This window comes from Sulfurospirillum diekertiae, assembly GCF_002309535.1.
GTDB classification, from domain to species: domain Bacteria; phylum Campylobacterota; class Campylobacteria; order Campylobacterales; family Sulfurospirillaceae; genus Sulfurospirillum; species Sulfurospirillum diekertiae.
The window spans coordinates 1,058,666-1,078,692 of sequence record NZ_CP023275.1 but is presented as its reverse complement, the minus strand read 5'-3'; the positions used below and the strand labels follow the sequence as shown (position 1 = coordinate 1,078,692).

General features: G+C 40.0%; 20 protein-coding genes. 7 read left to right on the top strand and 13 right to left on the bottom strand.

Annotated features, from left to right (window positions below; genetic code table 11):
• The first annotated feature begins 20 nt into the window (after window positions 1-20).
• Window positions 21-2,219 (top strand): 5-methyltetrahydropteroyltriglutamate--homocysteine S-methyltransferase, encoded by a 2,199-nt coding sequence (metE, locus tag SJPD1_RS05540; RefSeq protein ID WP_096046331.1) that lies wholly within the window; start codon window positions 21-23, stop codon window positions 2,217-2,219.
• 54 nt (window positions 2,220-2,273) lie between these two features.
• Here the strand turns inward: metE and arsB are convergent, their stop codons facing one another.
• The 6 genes from arsB to SJPD1_RS05510 all read right to left on the bottom strand — a co-directional run bounded on the left by arsB (window position 2,274) and on the right by SJPD1_RS05510 (window position 7,531).
• A complete protein-coding gene (gene arsB, locus SJPD1_RS05535; protein WP_096046330.1) occupies window positions 2,274-3,329 on the bottom strand; it encodes an ACR3 family arsenite efflux transporter in 1,056 nt (351 codons plus the stop codon).
• 421 nt (window positions 3,330-3,750) lie between these two features.
• A complete protein-coding gene (locus tag SJPD1_RS05530) occupies window positions 3,751-4,389 on the bottom strand; it encodes a hypothetical protein (RefSeq protein ID WP_096046329.1) in 639 nt (212 codons plus the stop codon).
• Complete coding sequence (locus tag SJPD1_RS05525) at window positions 4,390-4,758, bottom strand: HepT-like ribonuclease domain-containing protein (RefSeq protein ID WP_096046328.1); 369 nt, start codon at window positions 4,756-4,758, stop codon at window positions 4,390-4,392.
• Entirely contained in the window at window positions 4,751-5,029 is a 279-nt protein-coding gene (gene mntA, locus SJPD1_RS05520; protein WP_096046327.1) for a type VII toxin-antitoxin system MntA family adenylyltransferase antitoxin, read from the bottom strand. The genes SJPD1_RS05525 and mntA overlap by 8 nt, the downstream gene beginning before the upstream one ends.
• A gap of 71 nt (window positions 5,030-5,100) precedes the next feature.
• On the bottom strand, window positions 5,101-5,712 hold the full coding sequence (locus SJPD1_RS05515; RefSeq protein ID WP_096046326.1) for a 3'-5' exonuclease: 612 nt from the start codon (window positions 5,710-5,712) through the stop codon (window positions 5,101-5,103).
• 1 nt (window position 5,713) lies between these two features.
• Window positions 5,714-7,531, bottom strand: coding sequence for a putative nucleotidyltransferase substrate binding domain-containing protein (locus SJPD1_RS05510; RefSeq protein ID WP_096046325.1), 1,818 nt, complete (start codon window positions 7,529-7,531; stop codon window positions 5,714-5,716).
• Window positions 7,532-7,663: 132 nt separating this feature from the next.
• Between SJPD1_RS05510 and SJPD1_RS05505 the strand changes: the two genes are divergently transcribed.
• Window positions 7,664-7,915: a hypothetical protein gene (locus SJPD1_RS05505; RefSeq protein ID WP_096047802.1), complete on the top strand. Its 252-nt coding sequence runs from the start codon at window positions 7,664-7,666 to the stop codon at window positions 7,913-7,915.
• On the opposite strand, the gene SJPD1_RS05500 is transcribed toward SJPD1_RS05505, so the two are convergent.
• A complete protein-coding gene (locus SJPD1_RS05500) occupies window positions 7,898-8,548 on the bottom strand; it encodes an arylesterase (protein WP_096046324.1) in 651 nt (216 codons plus the stop codon). The two genes, SJPD1_RS05505 and SJPD1_RS05500, sit on opposite strands and share 18 nt — an antisense overlap.
• A gap of 82 nt (window positions 8,549-8,630) precedes the next feature.
• On the opposite strand from SJPD1_RS05500, the gene SJPD1_RS05495 reads away from it, so the two are divergent.
• The gene (locus tag SJPD1_RS05495; RefSeq protein WP_096046323.1) at window positions 8,631-9,536 is read left to right on the top strand and encodes a DMT family transporter; all 906 of its coding nucleotides are present in this window, start codon (window positions 8,631-8,633) and stop codon (window positions 9,534-9,536) included.
• 119 nt (window positions 9,537-9,655) lie between these two features.
• Here the strand turns inward: SJPD1_RS05495 and SJPD1_RS05490 are convergent, their stop codons facing one another.
• Window positions 9,656-10,282, bottom strand: coding sequence for a LysE family translocator (locus SJPD1_RS05490; RefSeq protein WP_096046322.1), 627 nt, complete (start codon window positions 10,280-10,282; stop codon window positions 9,656-9,658).
• A 123-nt stretch (window positions 10,283-10,405) separates the two neighbouring features.
• Here SJPD1_RS05490 and trhA point away from each other — a divergent pair, with 123 nt between their 5' ends.
• Window positions 10,406-11,047, top strand: a complete 642-nt coding sequence (trhA, locus tag SJPD1_RS05485) for a PAQR family membrane homeostasis protein TrhA (RefSeq protein ID WP_096046321.1) — start codon at window positions 10,406-10,408, stop codon at window positions 11,045-11,047.
• A gap of 87 nt (window positions 11,048-11,134) precedes the next feature.
• Window positions 11,135-11,644, top strand: coding sequence for a ferritin-like domain-containing protein (locus SJPD1_RS05480; protein WP_096046320.1), 510 nt, complete (start codon window positions 11,135-11,137; stop codon window positions 11,642-11,644).
• Window positions 11,645-11,690: 46 nt separating this feature from the next.
• On the opposite strand, the gene SJPD1_RS05475 is transcribed toward SJPD1_RS05480, so the two are convergent.
• From SJPD1_RS05475 to SJPD1_RS05455, 5 genes are all read right to left on the bottom strand, one after another.
• On the bottom strand, window positions 11,691-12,677 hold the full coding sequence (locus SJPD1_RS05475) for an acyltransferase family protein (RefSeq protein ID WP_096046319.1): 987 nt from the start codon (window positions 12,675-12,677) through the stop codon (window positions 11,691-11,693).
• Between the two features lie 10 nt (window positions 12,678-12,687).
• A complete protein-coding gene (gene thiE, locus SJPD1_RS05470; RefSeq protein WP_096046318.1) occupies window positions 12,688-13,314 on the bottom strand; it encodes a thiamine phosphate synthase in 627 nt (208 codons plus the stop codon).
• An 89-nt stretch (window positions 13,315-13,403) separates the two neighbouring features.
• Window positions 13,404-15,284: a methyl-accepting chemotaxis protein gene (locus tag SJPD1_RS05465; RefSeq protein ID WP_096046317.1), complete on the bottom strand. Its 1,881-nt coding sequence runs from the start codon at window positions 15,282-15,284 to the stop codon at window positions 13,404-13,406.
• Window positions 15,285-15,483: 199 nt separating this feature from the next.
• Window positions 15,484-16,734, bottom strand: coding sequence for a methylated-DNA--[protein]-cysteine S-methyltransferase (locus SJPD1_RS05460; RefSeq protein WP_096046316.1), 1,251 nt, complete (start codon window positions 16,732-16,734; stop codon window positions 15,484-15,486).
• 83 nt (window positions 16,735-16,817) lie between these two features.
• The gene (locus SJPD1_RS05455) at window positions 16,818-18,080 is read right to left on the bottom strand and encodes a serine hydroxymethyltransferase (RefSeq protein WP_096047801.1); all 1,263 of its coding nucleotides are present in this window, start codon (window positions 18,078-18,080) and stop codon (window positions 16,818-16,820) included.
• 148 nt (window positions 18,081-18,228) lie between these two features.
• Between SJPD1_RS05455 and SJPD1_RS05450 the strand changes: the two genes are divergently transcribed.
• Together SJPD1_RS05450 and SJPD1_RS05445 are read left to right on the top strand one after the other, a co-directional pair.
• Window positions 18,229-18,702: a pyridoxamine 5'-phosphate oxidase family protein gene (locus SJPD1_RS05450; RefSeq protein WP_096046315.1), complete on the top strand. Its 474-nt coding sequence runs from the start codon at window positions 18,229-18,231 to the stop codon at window positions 18,700-18,702.
• 200 nt (window positions 18,703-18,902) lie between these two features.
• Window positions 18,903-19,958, top strand: a complete 1,056-nt coding sequence (locus SJPD1_RS05445; protein ID WP_096046314.1) for a hypothetical protein — start codon at window positions 18,903-18,905, stop codon at window positions 19,956-19,958.
• Window positions 19,959-20,027: the final 69 nt, after the last annotated feature.

The following is a 20,027-nucleotide window of genomic DNA, read 5'->3' as shown; positions in this document are numbered from 1 at the left end:
GATATTAAGGACTTAAAACTATGTCACAAACCTACGTTACAGGCTTCCCACGCATTGGGGAAAAACGTGAGCTCAAATTTGCTTTAGAAGCCTATTGGGCGGGTAAAACTGATTTTGAAGCGGTCAAATCCGTTGCTAAAACGCTCAAAAATCGCCATTGGAACTACCAAAAAGAGCATCACATCGACTTTATTTCATGCAATGATTTTAGTCTCTACGACATTATGCTCGACACGACCGTTATGCTGGGAGCCATTCCTCCGCGCTTTGAAAATATCGACGACAAAATAGATTGCTATTTCGCCATGGCACGGGGTGATGATGACCATGCCGCAATGGAGATGACCAAATGGTTTAACACCAACTACCACTACATTGTCCCAGAACTACATGCGAATATGAACTTTTCCCACGTGAACATTTCTAAAATCGCAGAAGAGTTTATAGAAGCCAAAGCGCAAGGAGTTCATCCAAAAATAAATCTTGTAGGACCACTTACCTTTCTTTTCCTTTCCAACGCTGTCGATGGAAGTGATCTTTACAGCCTTTTTGATGCTGTGGTGACAGCCTATGTTAAAGTGCTTTATGCCATTTCAAGTTTAGGTGAAAACATCGTTGTGCAGTTTGATGAACCACTTTTTGCCAAAACGTTAGAGCCAAAATTCCTCAGCCTTTTAAAAATAGCGTATGAGCGTTTAGGTGTGGTGAGTCCCAATCTTAAAATCGCGGTTGTCACCTATTTTGATCGTGCTAATGAAGCGGTGGAAATCTTAGGAAATTGCCCTATTTGGGCGATAGGACTTGATTTTGTGTACGGCGAAGAGAACCTTGACGCCCTTTTACATGTAAACAATAAAATACTGATTGCTGGCATGATTGATGGGCGCAATGTTTGGAAAAGCAATGCTTTCAAAACGTATGAATTGTTAGAGAAAATCAGCGAAAAAATCGATGACAACCATATCATCCTTTCCACCTCATGCTCGCTTTTACATGTACCTTTTTCAACCAAGTTTGAAGAAAAATTAGCTCCTGAAGTCAAAAGTCGTCTCAGCTTTGCCCTTGAAAAACTAGTAGAGTTAGAGCAGCTCAATACACTTTGGGAGAAGAAAGAAAAACCAACAATAAGTGCATGCACCCAAAAAGTACCACCACTTCAAACTAGTGGCATTGCCTACACCAGGTCACCTTACGCTACCCGTTTTGCCTTACAACAAAAAGCGCTGAATTTGCCGCTTTTTCCTACTACGACCATCGGCTCATTTCCTCAAACTAAAGAGACCAGAGCGGTACGTAATACCTATAAAAAAGGGGAGATTTCATGCGAGCAGTACGAAGCATCGCTTAAAGAGTCCATCAAAGCATGCGTTGAGTTTCAAGAAGCACTTGGGCTTGATGTCTTGGTGCATGGCGAGTTTGAACGCAATGACATGGTCGAGTACTTTGGCGAACTCTTAGAGGGGTTTGCCTTTAGTGAAAATGGTTGGGTTCAAAGTTACGGGAGCCGTTGTGTCAAGCCACCGCTTTTATACGGAAGCGTTCGTCGCAAACAGCCCCTTAGTGTTGACTGGACAGTGTATGCCCAAAGCTTGACTGAGAAACCAATGAAAGGCATGCTTACAGGCCCTGTGACCATCCTCAACTGGTCATTTGTACGCAATGACATCCCGAAAAGTGAAGTAGCTTTTGAAGTCGCCAATGCGATCTCTGAAGAGGTCGATGAACTGCAACGTCACGACATCCAAATCATCCAAGTCGATGAAGCGGCATTTAAAGAGGGTTATCCTTTACGTGAGGAAAAGATCAAAGCGTATGAAAAATGGGCGGTTGAGAGTTTCAAAGCTTCGATAGGGATTGCATGGGATCAAACACAGATTCATACGCACATGTGTTACAGCAACTTCAATGACATCATCGACACGATAGAACGTATGGACGCCGATGTCATCACCATCGAGACGTCACGCAGTGGCAATAAACTGCTCAAAGTCTTTCAAAAAGCAAACTACAGAGCCCAAATTGGACCGGGCGTGTATGACATCCATTCGCCACGTGTACCGAGTGTGGAAGAAATGAGCGAGCAGATCAAAGCATGCTTGCAAGTTTTGCCTAAAGAGCAACTCTGGATCAACCCTGATTGCGGTTTAAAAACCAGAGGTTGGAGTGAAACTAAAGCCGCTTTAACCAACATGATAAAAGCCGTGCAGTTAGCACGCTAAAAATAACCACGAGGGGAATTTTCCTCTCGTGGTTACCCTGTGTCTCTCTACTTGCTACTTTTCAAACCAATGCTTTGTGTTGTTCGCAATGCGCACGAGCGCCAACATGACAGGAACTTCCACAAGTACGCCTACGACTGTTGCCAGCGTTGCACCTGATTGCAAACCAAAAAGTGTGATCGCTACAGCTACGGAAAGTTCAAAAAAGTTACTCGCCCCAATCATTCCAGCAGGTGCAGCAATGTTATGAGGAAGCTTCCAGACGCGTGCCCAACCATAGGAAATGTAAAAAATAAAAAAGGTTTGAAGGGTGAGGGGAATAGCAATAAGAATTACATGTAAAGGATTGTTGAGAATAATGTCGCCTTGAAACGTAAAAATAATGATGAGTGTGAGCAAAAGCCCAAGAATGGTGGTGTTGTTAAATTTTTTAATAAACACATTTTCAAAGTAACCAAGACCTTTGTGCTTGATGATATAACGACGTGAAAGATAACCGCTTAACAAGGGGATGACTACAAATAAAACAACCGATAAAAACAACGTGTCATACGGCACAAAGACATTACTAACGCCTAGTAAAAAAGCCACAATAGGCGTAAACGCAATCAGCAAAATCAGGTCATTTACCGCCACTTGAATCAACGTGTACGCAGGATCGCCTTTGGTCAGATGGCTCCATACAAACACCATCGCCGTACAAGGTGCCGCTCCGAGTAAAATAGCACCCGCCAAGTATTCATTGGCAAGATTTTCAGGTAAAAAGTTTACAAAGAGCACTTTAAAAAAGAAAGCTGCGATAAGATACATCGTAAAAGGTTTAATCAACCAATTTACCGTGCATGTAATACACAAGCCTTTAGGTTTTTTACCCGCGTCCAAAATACTCGCAAAGTCAATTTTGAGCATCATTGGGTAGATCATCAGCCAAATGAGAATGGCAATAGGAATGGAGACATGTGCATATTCAAAACGACTGAGCGTCTGAGGAATGATAGGAAAAAACTGACCGATGGCCACACCCGCAATAATACACAAAGCCACCCATACCGTAAGGTAACGCTCAAAAAAGCCCATACCTGAAGCGGGTTTTGTCGATTTATTTTGCATGGAAACATCCTTTATATATCAATATATATTGATTTAAGTTGCTTGTAATTGACCCAAAAATAGGTTAATGTAACCCTATAAAATCAGTATACTTATTGCAAAATTACTTTATTTCAAATATCTCATTACTCTATTTTACATCAAGATCGCAACATGAAAATAGCATAACCAAAATTTATTTACTTCGTTCTCATGTGAAAGAAATGAGTGCGTAGATAAAGCATTTTTGCAAGGATTTCATAGAGAGCAACTCAGGATTGGAGAGCCAAACTTTTAACTTTTGTGAATAGGTGAGACTCATAAATAGCTTTACATGTAAAGACTCAGAACATATAAAACAGGCAAATGATGAAGAAAGCAAAGTATTATGTACTAAAAAGTTAAAAGTTTAACACTGGCCTTTTATTATTTAAAATATAAATTAGGATTTTATTCCTAATTTTCTATTGAGTCTCGCAACTGGGTCAAAAGGAATTAAATCATTTAGATTTGAAAGGTTAGATTGATTCTGAAGTGTCAAGATTTTTGTTAAACGAACATCCTTTTCAATACTGCTCAATTTCTGTAAAAAAGCTTCACTATTATCAACACGGCTGTAATTGATACCAAAACTTTGAAGATAGGAAGGGCTTTTTTCTAATGTCGCTTGTAAGCACTCAGTAAGATCTATTTTAAATTTTTCTATTCCACCATGATGTTGTGTTTTAGGGTATTCAAGGTATTTTAAAGGTGCTATATCAAAACTAATTTTTGTTTCATCGTCCTTTGTAACAATAACAGGTTTATCAAAGGCAATACGCAGACCAAGTTCAAACATAACATTAGGATTTTTACCACTTACATCACAGATGACAATATCATTTTCAAATAAATTTTTAATGATATTGGTATGAATCACACCTGATGATTTCTCTTCGCTGACAAGCTTTGCATTACTAAGACCACATTTTTGTGCAACATCAATATAAATTGCTTGAATTTCTTCCCAGTGTTTTGCTAGGTATCCATCCATTGCCGAAATAGGCATAATAATTCCACAACTTAATGATGTACTTTCCATTCAAAATTCCTTTTGAATCATTTGCAGTGTATTTTTAAGCGGTTTAATGTGATTTTGACACACCTCAAAAACGATCTCAGCGTTGAGATCAAAATAGTGATGGCTGATGATGTCGCGCATGCCAGCTACTTCGCTCCAAACGATTTGTGGGTAGCGGAGAAGTAACGTTTTGTGTGTGATCTTATCGAGGTTTTTGACACTTTCGCCTAAAGCAATGAGTTGCATACAAATGGCATCAAGCTTTTCGATGCCTTCTTCGGTGTCTAAAAAATCATTAATCGTTTGGATAGTGGAAAAACGTTTTTCAACTCTTTCGCACGAGAGAATCATCTGTTCGAGAATGCTTTGCACAAGTTCTTGCTCAGACACGTACGCCCTCTTCAAGAATAACTTTTTTTAGTAGAGGATTCATGCGCTCTCGCAGTTGCACGATATCCACGTTTCTGTGAAGTTTTTCTTGCGCTTCTTGCATGATGCGTACAAGTAAAAATGCATCTGCTTTTTCGAGTTTGACAGCGATGTCAACGTCGCTGTTCTCATTATCTTGGTGCTTAGCAAAAGAGCCGAAAAGGTAAAGTTCTGGGATGTTGTATTTGGTTTTGAGTTGTGCCAAGGTGCTTAATACTTCTAAATAACCCATCGTTTATCCTTTCGTGAATTTGAAAAATTATAACATAATTCTAACCTTTACATGTAAAGCAAAAAAGCCACCTAAATCTTCCCAATATTTTGCAGTTTAATATACATCATCGCCGTCATTACCGCATCGTTCAGTGCGTCATGCTTTCCAAAAATAGGCAATCCAAGATCGTTCATCATCACATCAAAGCGCAGGTCGATGACGCCATCGGGGATGAATTTGATCTTTTTATCGTGGTAGAGTCCTGAGACTTCGATTTGCGGATTTGGAAGGTTGATGCCAAGCCACGGTTTAACATAAGTGTTCATCATCTTGATGTCAAACTCAAGGTAATAGCCGACCAGTGGGCGTGAACCAATGAAGTGCAAAAACTGCACGATTGCCTCGTGTGGAGCGATGCCATGTTCTAAATCGACATTGCGAATTTGGTGAATCTTAATACTTTTTTCATTGATCTCACGACTGGGTTTGATGAAGAGCTCAAACTTTTCGGACATCAAGATTTTATTGCCCTTGATTTTCACCGCGCCAATAGAGAGAATCTCATCTTTTTTAGGACTAAGCCCTGTCGTTTCGGTGTCAAACACTACCACCTCATCAACGGGCGCTTCATCAAATAAAAAACGATACTGCTCATCCTTGAGTTTTTTGGCATTTCGTTTGGCAAAGAAAGAGGCAAACATATTAGCTCACCATAGAAAGTTTAAAATGGTACGTCAAAAACTTCTTAAATTTATTGACGATTTTGAAGCTGTCTTTGAGCAGTTCTAGCTCTAATTGGTTGAGATTTTCGATGTTCACGAAGTTATCTAGCCCTTTTTCTTCACCCAAACTCAAACGCTCTTTCAGGCGCAAGTTCAAAAGAGTATCAAACGCTTCGATGAGTGCGCCTGCAAAATCATTGTCTATGACGTCTAACTTTGCAAGTTTCTTTATGCGCGTAAGCGTGTCGGTCACTTCGATTTTATGCTCTAATGCAAGGGCACGCACACCTTGAACGATGGGGAAAATTCCTCCTTTTTTGACATCAATTTTATGATTTTGAGCAATCAGATTGGTAAACATACCAATGGGCGTTTCAAATGCCGTTGCCGCTTTCGCAAAATTGGCTAAAAAAGGACTCTGCTCTTCGACATGTTCAAAGATTTCATTTTTGAGTTTATGCAACATCGACACTTCACCCGCCACAGGAATTGCATCGAAAAAAATCGCGAGATTCATGACATCTTCCATGCTTGGGGCATCAAACCAACGCATGATCTCCTTTTGGTAAGCACTCCAGTGTTTGCACCAATACGGATTGGAAACCATGATGTTACCCTCACAGCGCGGAAATCCAAAATCGATAAGTGTTTCAGTAAAACGCCGCATGTAGGGAATATAAAGGCTTTCATTGACATTATCGTCAATAATCAACGCATTGTCTTGGTCAGTTTTAAGGAGCTGCTCTTTGCGCCCTTCACTCCCCATCACAACCAAACACGCTTTTTGGGCAAGCTCAGGTGGGACGATCATGCCATAGAGCTTTTCATAAATCTTCTCGTTGATCTCAGAGATCAGCTTGGCGATATAATCAACCTTGGTTCCTTTTACATGTAACTTTTTCACGATGCTAATCAGATCAAAACTGGCTTGTTTAAGCTCTTCAATCGTGGTCGCTTTACGGATTTGAACGGCGACCAAATAGGTGTGGTTGGCAAAATAGCTGAGCAGATCCAGTTGCTCCAATATGCCGATAATTTCGCCATCGCGTGTGACAATAAGGCGCTTAATGGAATGTTTTGTAAAAGAAAGAAGTGCGTTAAAAAGGTAGTCATCCGCTTCGATAGTAATAATGGGATGTAGAGCAATGGGACCAATAGCGGCATGTTTATCGTACTCCTCAAAAAGTACATGACGACGAACAATGCTGTCGGTCACGATGCCATACTCATACTCCTCGCCATTTCGAACGATGATACAACTACTCTTTGTCGCCTCCATCTGAGCAAGGGCATCGATAATGGAGCACTCTTTTTCTACGATAGTCGGCTCATGCAAGTAGCTGTCTTGCACGCGCGCCATCATAAATCCTGAGAGTTCTGTCGTGTACTCTTTGGCTTTAGCGGATTGGATTTTGTTAGCAAGGTCTTGGATGAAGTAGGCTTTAAATGCTGCGTTGGAGTCAAGTAAAGCGAGAAAATCGACTTTTTTCAGCTCATAGCAAATGAGCTCTTCCAAAACTTTAAAACTGCTCTCACTTTTGGAATAAATCAGTGCATCGGCATCAAATGAGTTGGATTTGCTGTACACCTTCAGCAGTTCCTCTTCATGAAACTCCCCTACTTCGCCTTTAATGATAATGTATAAAAATTCAGCGGGTTTTGAAGGTGAAAGCAACAAGGTTTCTTTTTTATAGTAAGCGATATTCATCGCACTGATGGCTTTAGCAATCTCGGTTTTGGAAAGCAGTTGAAACGGATGAATAGAGCGCAAAAACGCCTCAAGATCGTACATACTCATGCCAAGCCCCTTTATGAGAGTAACTTTGATTGTAACGTGGAGCGAGCCAAAATATGCTTACATGGTAAGATTAATGAAGCAGATAAACAAAGAATGTGGCATAATTGCACAAAAAAAAATAAGGAAAAACGTTTGCATCCTACCATTGAAACTTTTTTAGCCAAGCTTACGGCACTGCACCAACTAGAACCTCGAAATCTTCCCAATGACGTTTTACATGTCATGGTTTCCATGAGTCCTGAAGAGCTTTTTAAAACCTGCACGCAAATGGCAGTTCTACTCAACAATATCCCTTCTCAAACAGAACCGATTACCCTCAGTGAAGAGGAGATCGCAACCTTGGCGGAGGAGTATTTAAAAGGAATTTTAAAACGCTTTCGCTGATGGGTGGTAGTTTTCACTCAGCATTCGAGCGATGCTTTTAGCCATCAATTCGTAGCCATCGGCATTTGGGTGAACCTTGTCAGACTTAAGCGTGGTTTCGTTGTCAAAGATTTTTTTAAGACTGCTATCTTCAATCTCAATGTTATTCTCTTTCGCCACCTCATAGTAAAACGGTGGCACATCAAAATTTAAAATACCAAACGTTGGCACACCGACCAAGAGGACATAAATGCCCTGTTCTTTGGCTAACTTGACCATTTCATTGAGATTATGTTTCGTTTGAGCCACATCAATTTTACGTAAAATATCATTGCCACCATGGCATAAAACTAAAATGTCTGGTTTGTGGCGTTCAAGAACACCTGCTAAACGAGCCAAACCTTGTTCACTGAGTTCTCCATTGACCCCTTCGTTGATGACCGTTACATGTAAAAGATCGACTAAGTCAGAAGGGTAGCTTTTTTCGCTTGGTGCTCCATAGCCAAAGGTTAGACTGTCGCCAAAAGCAAGCACTTTGGTATCCAGTGGCAAAGCGAGACTTTGCACATCAACTTCTTGTCTACTTTTATAGTAGTTGATGCCGATGATGATCAGAATGATAAGAATGATGTTGCGTAAGCTGAATAGTTCCATAAACTCATTGTACTCAAAATATCGCTGTTTTTAGCAAAGAGGCGGTACAATGGCACACATTTTTTAAGAGAGAGATTACATAATGAAGCAAGAACGCATTGATTTAATTGGGATCGTATTTTTACTCATCGCCATGCTGACATGGGCAAGCTCTTTTATCGCCCTCAAAGCCGTTCTTGGTGTTTTGGGACCCATGAGTGCGATGTTTGGTCGTATGTCCATTGCGAGTCTCTGCTTCGTCTACTTTATCAAACAGTTTTCTACGTTTGAATTTACGAAAAAAGATATCAAGTACATTTTACTTCTGACCTTTTTTGAACCCTGCCTTTACTTCATTTTTGAAGCCAAAGCGTTACAACTCACTACCGCTTCGCAAGCAGGTATGATCACCTCGATGATGCCTCTGATGACAGCGATTGCAGCAAGTTTTGTGCTCAAAGAGTACCTCAGTAAACGTGTGGTGATAGGCTCTGCTTTAGCCGTTGCAGGAGCTGTTTGGCTGAGCCTTGGAGCCCAAAGCAGTGAACACGCGACCAATCCGCTTTTAGGAAACTTCTTAGAATTTTGTGCGATGATCTGTGGAACATGGTACGCCATCTCAGTACGTTACCTTAGCCAACGCTTCTCTGCCCTCTTCTTAACCGCAATTCAAGCCTTTGTGGGAACACTTTTTTTCTTCCCTTTGGCGCTGTGGGAATCATGGGGTGTGCCACTCAATCTCTCTTGGGAAGCGTTGGGCTGGTTGTGTTACCTTGGCATCGTAGTAACCCTTGGAGGGTATGGCATGTTTAACCTAGCTCTCAGTCGCATTGAAGCTTCACGCGCCTCAGTCTTTGTCAATCTTATCCCCGTATTTACCGTTCTTCTTGCCTACTTCTTCTTGGGCGAAGTCTTAAGTCAAACAGAGATGATGGCAAGCTTTGTTATTTTTGGGGGTATTATTATCTCTCAGCTCCCACGCTTTCGGGCAAAAGAGAAACTCAATTAGGCTTTACATGTAAAAGCCTAATTCACTATTTTACGAACCTAAGAGACTTTGCAAAACAATTTCAATCAGTAAAACCCCTGCAATAAGCGCTAAAATAACCGCTAAAAGTTGAGATTTTTTCATCGTGATGAGAGCGCTAATTTAATCGCTAAGCCTGCGAAGATCGTACCTGCGATACGGTTTAAAATTTTCTCGCCATTTTTGGTTTTACTGAACCAATCACCCACACGACCAGCCAAAAGCGACACCAACGTAAAAACAACAAAGGCGCAAAGCATAAAAAGCGCACCAAGTGTGAAGATTTGCCCTGTTACATTGCCGAGTTCAGCGTTCGTAAACTGTGGCAAAAATGCTAAGAAAAAGATAGAAACTTTAGGGTTGGTGATGTTCATAAAGATGCCGCGTTTATAAAGCGCTTTAAGACTGAGTGAACTTTTATCGGACTCCAGTTTACTCTTGCTGGCATCTTTAAACGCCATAAATGCTAGGTATAACAGATACGTAGCTCCTACAAATTTGAGAAGGCTAAAAGCAATAATGGACGTTTGAAAGATAACAGCAACACCCAGTGCTACGGCTGTTGTGTGAAACACAAGCCCACTGCAAAGTCCCAGTGCAATTACGATGCCAGAGCGACTTCCTTTGGTCATTGATTGCGTTAAGACAAAAAGTATATCCGGTCCTGGAGCAAGCGCTAAAAGCGTTGAAGCACCTACAAACATGACAATCGTTTGAAAATCGAGCATCACTCTCTCCTTTTACATGTAAAAATAAAAGTGTATGATACCGCCAAATGCCTTAGACGATACTCCCGAAAATTTATTGACTATTTCGGAGTATAATAAACCATAAATGATAAAGGAGGACATATGGACAATACACATTCCTACTCTTTGATTGAAGAGATTTGGCACAGTACCATACACGGCATTGGATTGCTACTCAGTGTCAGTGCTTTAAGCATTATGTGTGTGTTTGCCGCTCAAAGTGGCGATGGCGCAAAAATTGCAAGTGCGCTTGTTTTTGGACTCTCCTTAATAGTCATGTACGGTGCTTCAACGCTCTACCACGCTATTTGCAGTCCTAAGACAAAATCTATTTTACAACAAATCGATCATTGTGCCATTTACATTCTTATTGCAGGAACTTACACACCGATCTGTTTACTCGGCATTAAAGGTGAGACGGGTTGGATACTTTTTGGTATTGCCTGGGGTATTGCCGCACTGGGTGTCAGCCTTAATATTTTTTTCCCTCAGCGTTTTCGTCGTCCCTCTTTGGTTCTCTATGTTCTCATGGGGTGGATGGTTGTGGGTGCGGTTAAGACACTCGTTGCCAATCTTGATACACTCACCCTTTCCCTCCTAGCAGCAGGTGGTCTTACATACACGGTAGGTGTTATTTTTTACGTGTGGCGAAAACTTTACCTCAACCACGCAATTTGGCATTTTTTTGTTTTAGGAGGAAGTGTGCTTCATTTCTTCGCAGTTTTATTTCTTATCTTGGATTAATTGCAATTCTTTATCGACTCTTTATCATTTATTCTCTATAAAATAACGAGGGACTTATCTTAACAATAAACCAAAAAGGGGTGTGCAATGAATATCTATGAATATGCAATGAATGTCGAAAAAGATGGTGAGCGATACTACCGAGAACTTGCGTCTAAAACAGATAATGTAGGCGTAAAAGCAATCCTCACGATGCTGGCAGATGAAGAGGCAAAACACTATGTTGTCTTTGACAAAATGAATAAAAATCAAGTGATACCAACACAACCTACTGTGGATATTTTTAAACATACGCAAAACATCTTTCAAAAAATGCGAAAAGAGAACACTTCCCCTCGTTTTACACAAGATCAAATAGAGTTTTACAAAAGTGCTTTACGCTCTGAAGACAGCAGTTACAAGTTTTATACTGAAAAAGCTTTGATGTTAGAAGATGGCGAACAAAAAAAAGCATTTTTACGCATTGCAGAAGAAGAGCGATCGCATCTTGTACTTTTAGAAAATTTAGTTGAATATGTCAGTGCACCTGAAAGCTGGGTAGAAAGTGCCGAATTTAACCATTTAAGCGATAAATTTGTTCAAAAAGCAACGTTATAATCTTTACATGTAAAGAGATGTCAAAAGACATCTCTAAATCGTTTTTTTAAATTAATTTATCAAATCCAATCTCTTTCTTAAACTTTTCGATCCCCACTGAAATCACCAAACAAATTCCTAAAAGCACTGCAAAAATGAGCACCGGATATTTGAAGCTATAGATAAAATCAGGGAAATAATAGTAGTAAATAAACGTATGAAACAAGAAGATATTAAAGGAATGAATGCCCACAAACTCAAACGCTTTTTTGGCAATAGAAGAAAAAACAACCAACTCTGTCGTCCAAAGAATTAGCAAAATTGCAAAGAAAGCATCGGCCCTGGTGCTATCAAACAACCAACCATTTTGTCTGTACCATGCAACCGCTATGGTTAAAATGAGAAGCGTTATAAAGCGAGCTTTGCCTTGCTTGTCAAGCCAAACCAAAAGTTTGACAAACCCATCTTTTTGCGAAAGATAAACCCCCACCGCAAAAGGAAATATCCAGTCATTGACCAAGGGAATTGGTACAAACATCAGCCATGCACTGAACGCTAAAAAGCTAAGAGGAAATTTTTTAATCAGTGTATAAACCAGCGGAAAAATAGCATACAGCACGATAATAAGGCTCATAAACCACCATGTCGCGTTATAACCATAGCCAACCCACGTAAACATATGAACACCGAGCATCTGAAGTAAAAAGCCTTGAAATACATGCTCTCCGTAAACGCTCGAGAGTGATCTGTCCATAAACCATACACCAATGGGCACAAAAAGAAGCGCTATCAGCCAATAATTCATGTAAAGCTTGAGCATTCTACGTTTGTAAAAAGCGCCCAGCTCAAGCCCTCTTTTTTTAACAGATTCTGACAAGCCATAACCACTGAGCACCACGTAAATACCCACACACACTTTGGCTAAAAGTGCTGCTTGAAAAACGATCAGACCCATTTCGGGTTTTTCATAGAAAAGATGATGCCACAAAATCAGCATCAGTGCCATTCCTTTACTTGCATTGGTGATGGAGACATCAAACTTTTCTAAAACCATGCCCGCTCCTCTAAATTTTCGCTTGTAATTTTTCTAAATTTTCCTCGATAGCATCGTCTTTGTACACCGCACTAATAAGTGAGTACATTGCAATATCGTAGCATGAAAGCTGTTCAATATTTTCCGCATTAATTCCCCCAATCGCACAAATAGGCACACTCAACTGTTCTTTTGCCCTTTGAAGGATTTCAGGTGCTACCATTGTAGCGTGAGGTTTGGTGGGTGAAGGAAAAAATGCGCCAAAGGCAACGTAGTCTGCTCCAAGGCTGGCGTATTTTTTGGCACGTTCTAAGTCACCATAGCACGAAACACCAATGATTTTATCGTCTCCAAGCAGTGCGCGTGCTTCTTCGTAACTGACATCATCCTCGCCAACATGTAACCCATCGGCATTGATTCTATAGGCAATTTCTAAACGATCATCGATGATAAAAATCGCTTCATACACATCGCACAACGCTTGAAGTCTGATACACTGTTTTTCTGCCTCTTCATCACTGGCATATTTATCACGGTATTGGATGACTTTAACGCCCGATTTTAAAACGCGTTCGACTTGTTCAAGCATGCTCTCTGCTGGGGTGAGTGTTGCATCGGTCAGGACATAAAGTCCTCTGAGTTGTTCTTTTTCTAACATGGGTACTCTTTGTATTTTTGCGAAGATTGTACAGACTAAAAGCTTAAAGTGCCCAAGTAATGTTGCTTTACTTGAGCACTTTGAATATCTTATGACTTGAATTTACTCAGTTCATTATTGAGATTTTCCGTCATGACATGTAAATGTTCTGACGCTTTAGAAACATTGTCGATACTTCCAACATTTTCCTTTGAAATCATCGTAATTTGTCCCATTTCATCGACAATTTTTTTAATTTTTGTTGAGGTGGACACAAAGTCATTGACGGTATAATGACTCTCATCAATCGTCGCATGAATAATCTTTGAAACATTATTCATACCCTCTTGCAATTCAGCTGTAATGGTCGCAAGAGCTTGCACTTCCTGAACATTTTGAGCGATGTCCGTGTTAGCATCCATAATAGACTGAACCACCACATTAATCGTTGCATCAATTTCTACTAAACTTTTTTGTGTACGCTCTGCCAATTTTCGCACTTCATCGGCAACCACGGCAAATCCTCGTCCATGTTCCCCAGCGCGAGCTGCTTCAATGGCAGCATTGAGGGCTAATAGATTGGTTTGATCCGCAATATCACGAATAATACTCAAGACATCCTTGACCTCATTAGCATTCTGGCTGACATGACTAAGACGTTCTGCCAAATTTTGCTCTTTGGCTGCCGTGGCTTGCATGGTTACTTCGAGTTGTTCCACTTTAGTTTTCACTTCTGCAATATCATGTTGCGTGTGGCTGAGTGCTTCTTGTGAACTTTGAGCTTTCGTTACAGAGGTTTCAAGACTTTTTACTAAAGCGATTCCATCCTCTTTCGTGTTTTCCATGATTTTTGATTCACTGTCGACATTGCGCACCACTTCAGAAGCCGTTCGTGAAAGCTCTTCTGAGATTGAAGCATTTTCATGGCTGATAGTTTTCGATTTTTTCACAATTTCGTGAAGCTTCTCGATGAACTTATTGATATTGCCTGAAACACGCGCAAATTCATCATTGGAAGTGGTACTCAACCTATGGCGAAGATCACCCTCATTGCTTGAGAGCTCTTCAACTACACTGTTGAGCCGATCCAAAGGACGAAGCAATACTTTAATCAATACAACCATAATCCCTATAGAGAAAGCAAGCATCACTACCCCTGCAATGAATAGTTCACTCATCTGCTGATTTAAAAAACTATAAGCAATATTTTTATCATAAATAATGCCCATTTTCCACGATGACTCAAGAGAGGTATTAAAGGAAAAAATTTTCTCATCACCTTGATACGAATAGTAGATAAGCCCTTCTTTATTGGTGCCAAATTGTTCAGATACGCTGGGCGCAATCGTGCTAAACGCTTTCCCTAAAAGCTTAGCATCAGGATGGGCAATGATCAGCCCTTGGCTGTCTTGTAAAACGCCATACCCTCCACGGAAATTAACATTACCAATGGCTTTCACCAGAGCATCTAAACTGATATCAACCCCCAAAACACCGATCAATACTTTTTCTCTCAAAATCGGAGCCATCACCGTAACAATAGGTTTGTTGGTGGTAGCATCAATATAAACGTCGGTAATACCCAACTTTCCGGTTTGCTTGGCTTTTGTATACCATGGTCTCACACGTGGGTCGTACCCCGCAGGCAGTTTAGAACCAGAACCCATCGTCATACTGCCATCTTCTAGTCCAACATAAGAGTCCATTGCCCCCAACACTTTAGTAGTCTCTTGTAACTTTGCGATCAGATCATTGGGCGTCATCAAGTCGATGTCTTGCATAAAACGCGCCGTACTCTCAACGCCATTTTTCTTGGTGCTGATCCATAGATCAATATAATCAGATAACGATTGTGAAGCCATGTGAAGCGTAGTTTCAATCTGTATTACACTGTTTTTTTTCGTATCAAAATAGCTAATCATACTAAAGATACTCAAACTTAAAAACATTAGAACACAGAGTGCTCCAATGACTTTCCCTTTAAATGACATGTGTTCCCCCTTAAAAAGCTGTGAGACATTATATATAAAAAAATACTTTGCTCTAATGCAGCGTTGCTCACTTTTTGCCCATAAGATTGAGTCATACTTTAAGCACTATTTTTGATATGGATCTATTTTTGGGAGAATGCAAGAGATATTAAAAGAGACAAATACGCACTCAACTCTGCGTTACACTATGTGGATAGATTTAAAATCGTATTTGAAAAAGCCCTTTAGCAGAGTGTTCAAATCCTAATTCTTCATACGGTATAGAGGAATTTTCGCTTAAGAGTACCACCCTTTTGCATCCTGTTTTTGTACACGAAGTGAGCGCATATTCAAGTAATTCCTTTTCAATAGCATGGTCGCTGTCAGCTTCATCCACGATCACCGCTTCAAACATCGCTACTTTTTCCCCTGATACAACCGATACATGGGTGAGGACAGGTAGCACTCCTACTATTTTTGTCTCATTTAGGGCAAGAAAAAGCGAGTGAGTCGTTGCGTTGTGTATCATCTCGGAGACGATTTTCGCCTGATTGTGCGCACTCTTTGGAAACGTAGCATGCAGAAACTGGTCAATACTGGGTATATCTTCTAGTGTCGCTATTTTAAACGCTGTAGCATTCGGCTTGTAAGCAGATTCATAGGCTAGGAGGATTTTTTTACGCTCAATGCCCCAACTGTACCCACTCATCGCACCACTTTTGGCAATGACACGGTGACAGGGAATGAGATAGCCAATGTGGTTTTTTCCAATGGCACTGGCAACGGCGCGCACTGCATTGGGTTGGTCGATGAAGTTGGCAACATCTTGATAGGTCGTGACTGCCCCATTAGGAAGGTTTAAAAGCGCTTTCCAGACATTGATCTGAAGGTTCGTTCCTTTGACCAAGAGATTGTATTTTTTATTGTTGATGAAGATATTTTCCAGATAGGTCTGTGCTTTAAGATCATCATGGATCAGATTGGCATTTTCCCACAGCTCTTGAAACCGTGTAAAAATCGCCTCTTTGTTTTGGTCGATAAACCCTAAATAGCAAATGCCCTTGTCGGTATAAGCGATCAATGCTTCCCCAAACGGCGTGATGCCAAAACCATACGTAATGATGACATCCTTACCCTTTTCACGCCACTCTTTGGGCGTCACGCCGATTAGATTGATAAAAAGCTCATGCAGCCTGCTGACACTCGAGAGCCCAATGTCCAGTGTGCTGTCTAAAATGGACTTGGACTCTTTGATGTGCTCTTTGGCGTAATTGAGCGTCACCGAGTGTAAAAACTGTTTGGGTGTCACACCCACATACTCTTTAAACACGCGGATAAAATGGTACTTGCTCATGCCAATACTGCTGGCAATCACATCGATGGAGGGCTGTTCTTTAAAATGCGCGTCAATGTACTTGATCGCTTTTTCAATCAGTTGATAATGGGTATGCAACACTTCCATCTCTCTCATCACACCCTCCTTCGTCATTTTTTTATAAGCGTTCTTGACACGCCTTTAAAGCAAAGCTCTAAAGGCTACGTTAACACTAGGTTTTAATAGGTCGCGCTTTCATACACTTGGAAGTTTTGCAAAAGCGCCACCAACTCTTTTTTTATCTTTACATGTAAAGATAAATCGTGAATATTTTCCAACACATCGCAAATGCGATGCGCGATCAGTTCAAACTCTTTTTCTCTCAACCCAAGCGTCGTTAAAGCCGCAGATCCGATGCGAATACCTGAGGTCAATTTCGCACTTCGAGTATCGTTTGGAACACTGTTTTTATTCACGGTTATACCAGCATTTTCCAAAGCGGTGCTCGCCTCTTCGCCTGAATACTCTTTATTCAGTAATGATACCAAAATCAGATGGTTATCGGTTCCACCACTGACCAAATTAAAACCCCTTTCAAGCAAAACTTCACCCAAAACGCTGGCATTGCGTTTGACCTGCTTGGCATACGCTTTCCACTCTGGCTTTAACACTTCACCAAACGCCACCGCTTTTGCCGCGATAACATGCAACAAAGGACCGCCTTGAATGCCTGGAAAAATAGCGGCATTGATCTTTTTTGCAAGCGCTTCATCATTGGTCATAATGACACCACCCCTAGGACCGCGCAATGTTTTGTGCGTCGTTGAAGTGACGATATGCGCATGCGGAAAAGGGCTTTTATGCTCACCCGCAGCCACCAGACCCGCAACGTGCGCGATGTCGGCAAATAATATCGCACCCACCGCGTCCGCAATCTCTCGAAACTTAGCAAAATCAAGCTCACGCGCATACGCCGAAGCACCGCAAACAATCATCTTAGGCTTGACAATCTTCGCAATTTCCAGAACTTTGGTATAATCAATATAACCATTCGCATCGACACCATAGCTAAACGATTGATAATTTTTACCCGAAAAACTCACCTTCGCACCGTGCGTTAAGTGACCACCTTGCTGTAAATCCATACCCAATAATTTATCATTCGCGTTTAAAAGTGCCGCATACACCGCACCATTGGCTTGGCTACCTGAATGCGGTTGCACATTGGCATAGTTGCATCCAAAAATTGCGCAGAGTCTATCAATGGCAAGCTGCTCAATCTCATCGGCACATTCACAACCATCATAATACCGCTTGTGTGGGTAACCTTCAGCGTATTTATTGGTAAAAATACTTCCTGTGGCTTCCATCACCGCACGCGAGGTAAAATTCTCACTCGCAATCATCTCAAGATGCGTGGCTTGCCTCGTAAACTCATGTTGTAAAATTTTAAAAACGGCGTCATCGGCTGAGGCTAAACGATCATTAGTGATAAAACTCATCTGATCTCCTTTGGAGTTAATTGAAGACAGTTTAGCCATAAATATCCTTTCACTCAATCCAAAAATTGCCAACTTATTTTCATCAGAGCAATTTTTGGATTGTTGTATTGTGATGATTCCATTACAATGATGCAAAAAAGGAGAGCGTATGAGACATAGAACCAAAACACATCTATTATCATTTGAGCAGATCAGAGCATTATTTGAAAGAGCAAACGTTGGCAGGCTAGGATGCGTCAGGCACGATGGTTACCCTTACGTTATCCCCATGCACTTTGTCTATAGTGAACACAAAATCTATCTGCATGGATTACCCAAAGGTCAAAAAATAGACATTCTCACATCCAATCCATACGTCTGTTTTGAGATAGATGAGATGATCACATTATTGGATAAGAATGTCGAGAACCCTTGTGATGTCAATACAGCGTTTAACAGTATTATCGCACAAGGAGAGGCAAAAATTGTAGATAATTTGGACGAAAAGAAAGAAGCACTGTCGAAAATTGTGAAAAAATTTACACCGCATTTGATGGATAAAGAACTACCTGAAAACATGGTGAATGGTACTGCTGTTATTCGAATAAATATAAATGAGTGCATCGGAAGATACTATCTGTAAATCCTAATATATTTGAGGGTATACACACAAAATTGCTCTCAACATTTTTACACAAAAAGAGCGCTACAGTCGTAGAGGAAGAGAAAAGATACCTATGTAAATTTGTCGCATGAATCCTTACATGTAAACATTATTTTGGCATTCAATTTAAATGAAATCTTTGTTATACTTTACCACAATTTGTACTATATGGATGATTAATGAATCATGAACTTTATGTTACTCTTCCAAAAACTACTATTCAAATCCTTGAAAAACTTTTAAATCGAGATTGGATTATCCATGCTTTTAATGTAGAAGACCATAATGCTATTTATACGCTTGAAAGTATTCCAGATATTTTATACAATAATCGTATTAATAGAATTCAATACATACTTTATTTAGATACCAATATCTATCAATATTTACTCAATAGCCATAAAAAATCTCCTACAAAAGAAACACGCGATGCTGTCGCCTTACTTGTCTTTTGCCAATTATGTGATATTGAGATAGAACCTAGCCTTGCTGCATATGAAAAAATAAATTACATTAAAGACAATGCAAATGAAGTCGTCGATGATTTAATGCTTTTTTATAGAATAGATAATACAAAAAATGATGCACTAATGGCATATGCCATTGGTAACTCAAATGAGTATCCTTTAGCAGAACATCCAAATATCGATAAAGAAGTCTTAAAAAATAATCTTATTAAATACAATAGGCTTACAGAATGGGATTCTATATACTTGATTGTACTTGTTTGTATAGCGATTAACCAAGAAAAAATAAGTTCATACGAAAAATTGAAAAAATTTAAATATTGGATGCTCAAGGATTTTAGACAATCTTTAGTTTGCTTTGTTTATGCCATTATTTTTTTTAGTAAAACTCCGTTAAAAAAAATGATGAAGTACAAAGCTACCAACTTACCTGAACAAAAAAAGCAGCAAATTTTCAATATGACATGGGATTTATATATTATGAATTCATTTATACGTAATTGGATACCAAAACAAAAAACAAAAGAATTTATATATGCAACAGATGACAAAGCATTTAAAAAATTGTTAAACATTGCAACGCAAATACAAATTCTTGGAGATTACACACCTTTCAAAGAAACTCTTCATAAAGCAGATTACGAAAATCTTATAAAAATATGGGATATAACAATTCCTGATTCTGAGCGAATCTATCAATCAGAAAAATGGACCCCTGAATACAGGAAAGAATTAATCCAAAAATATGAACTAGAATTGCTTTCCTAAATCCTAAAAAAGGGAAAAGGGGCAAATCTTTTGACCTTTTTCCTCTTTTTATCTTTACATGTAAAACTT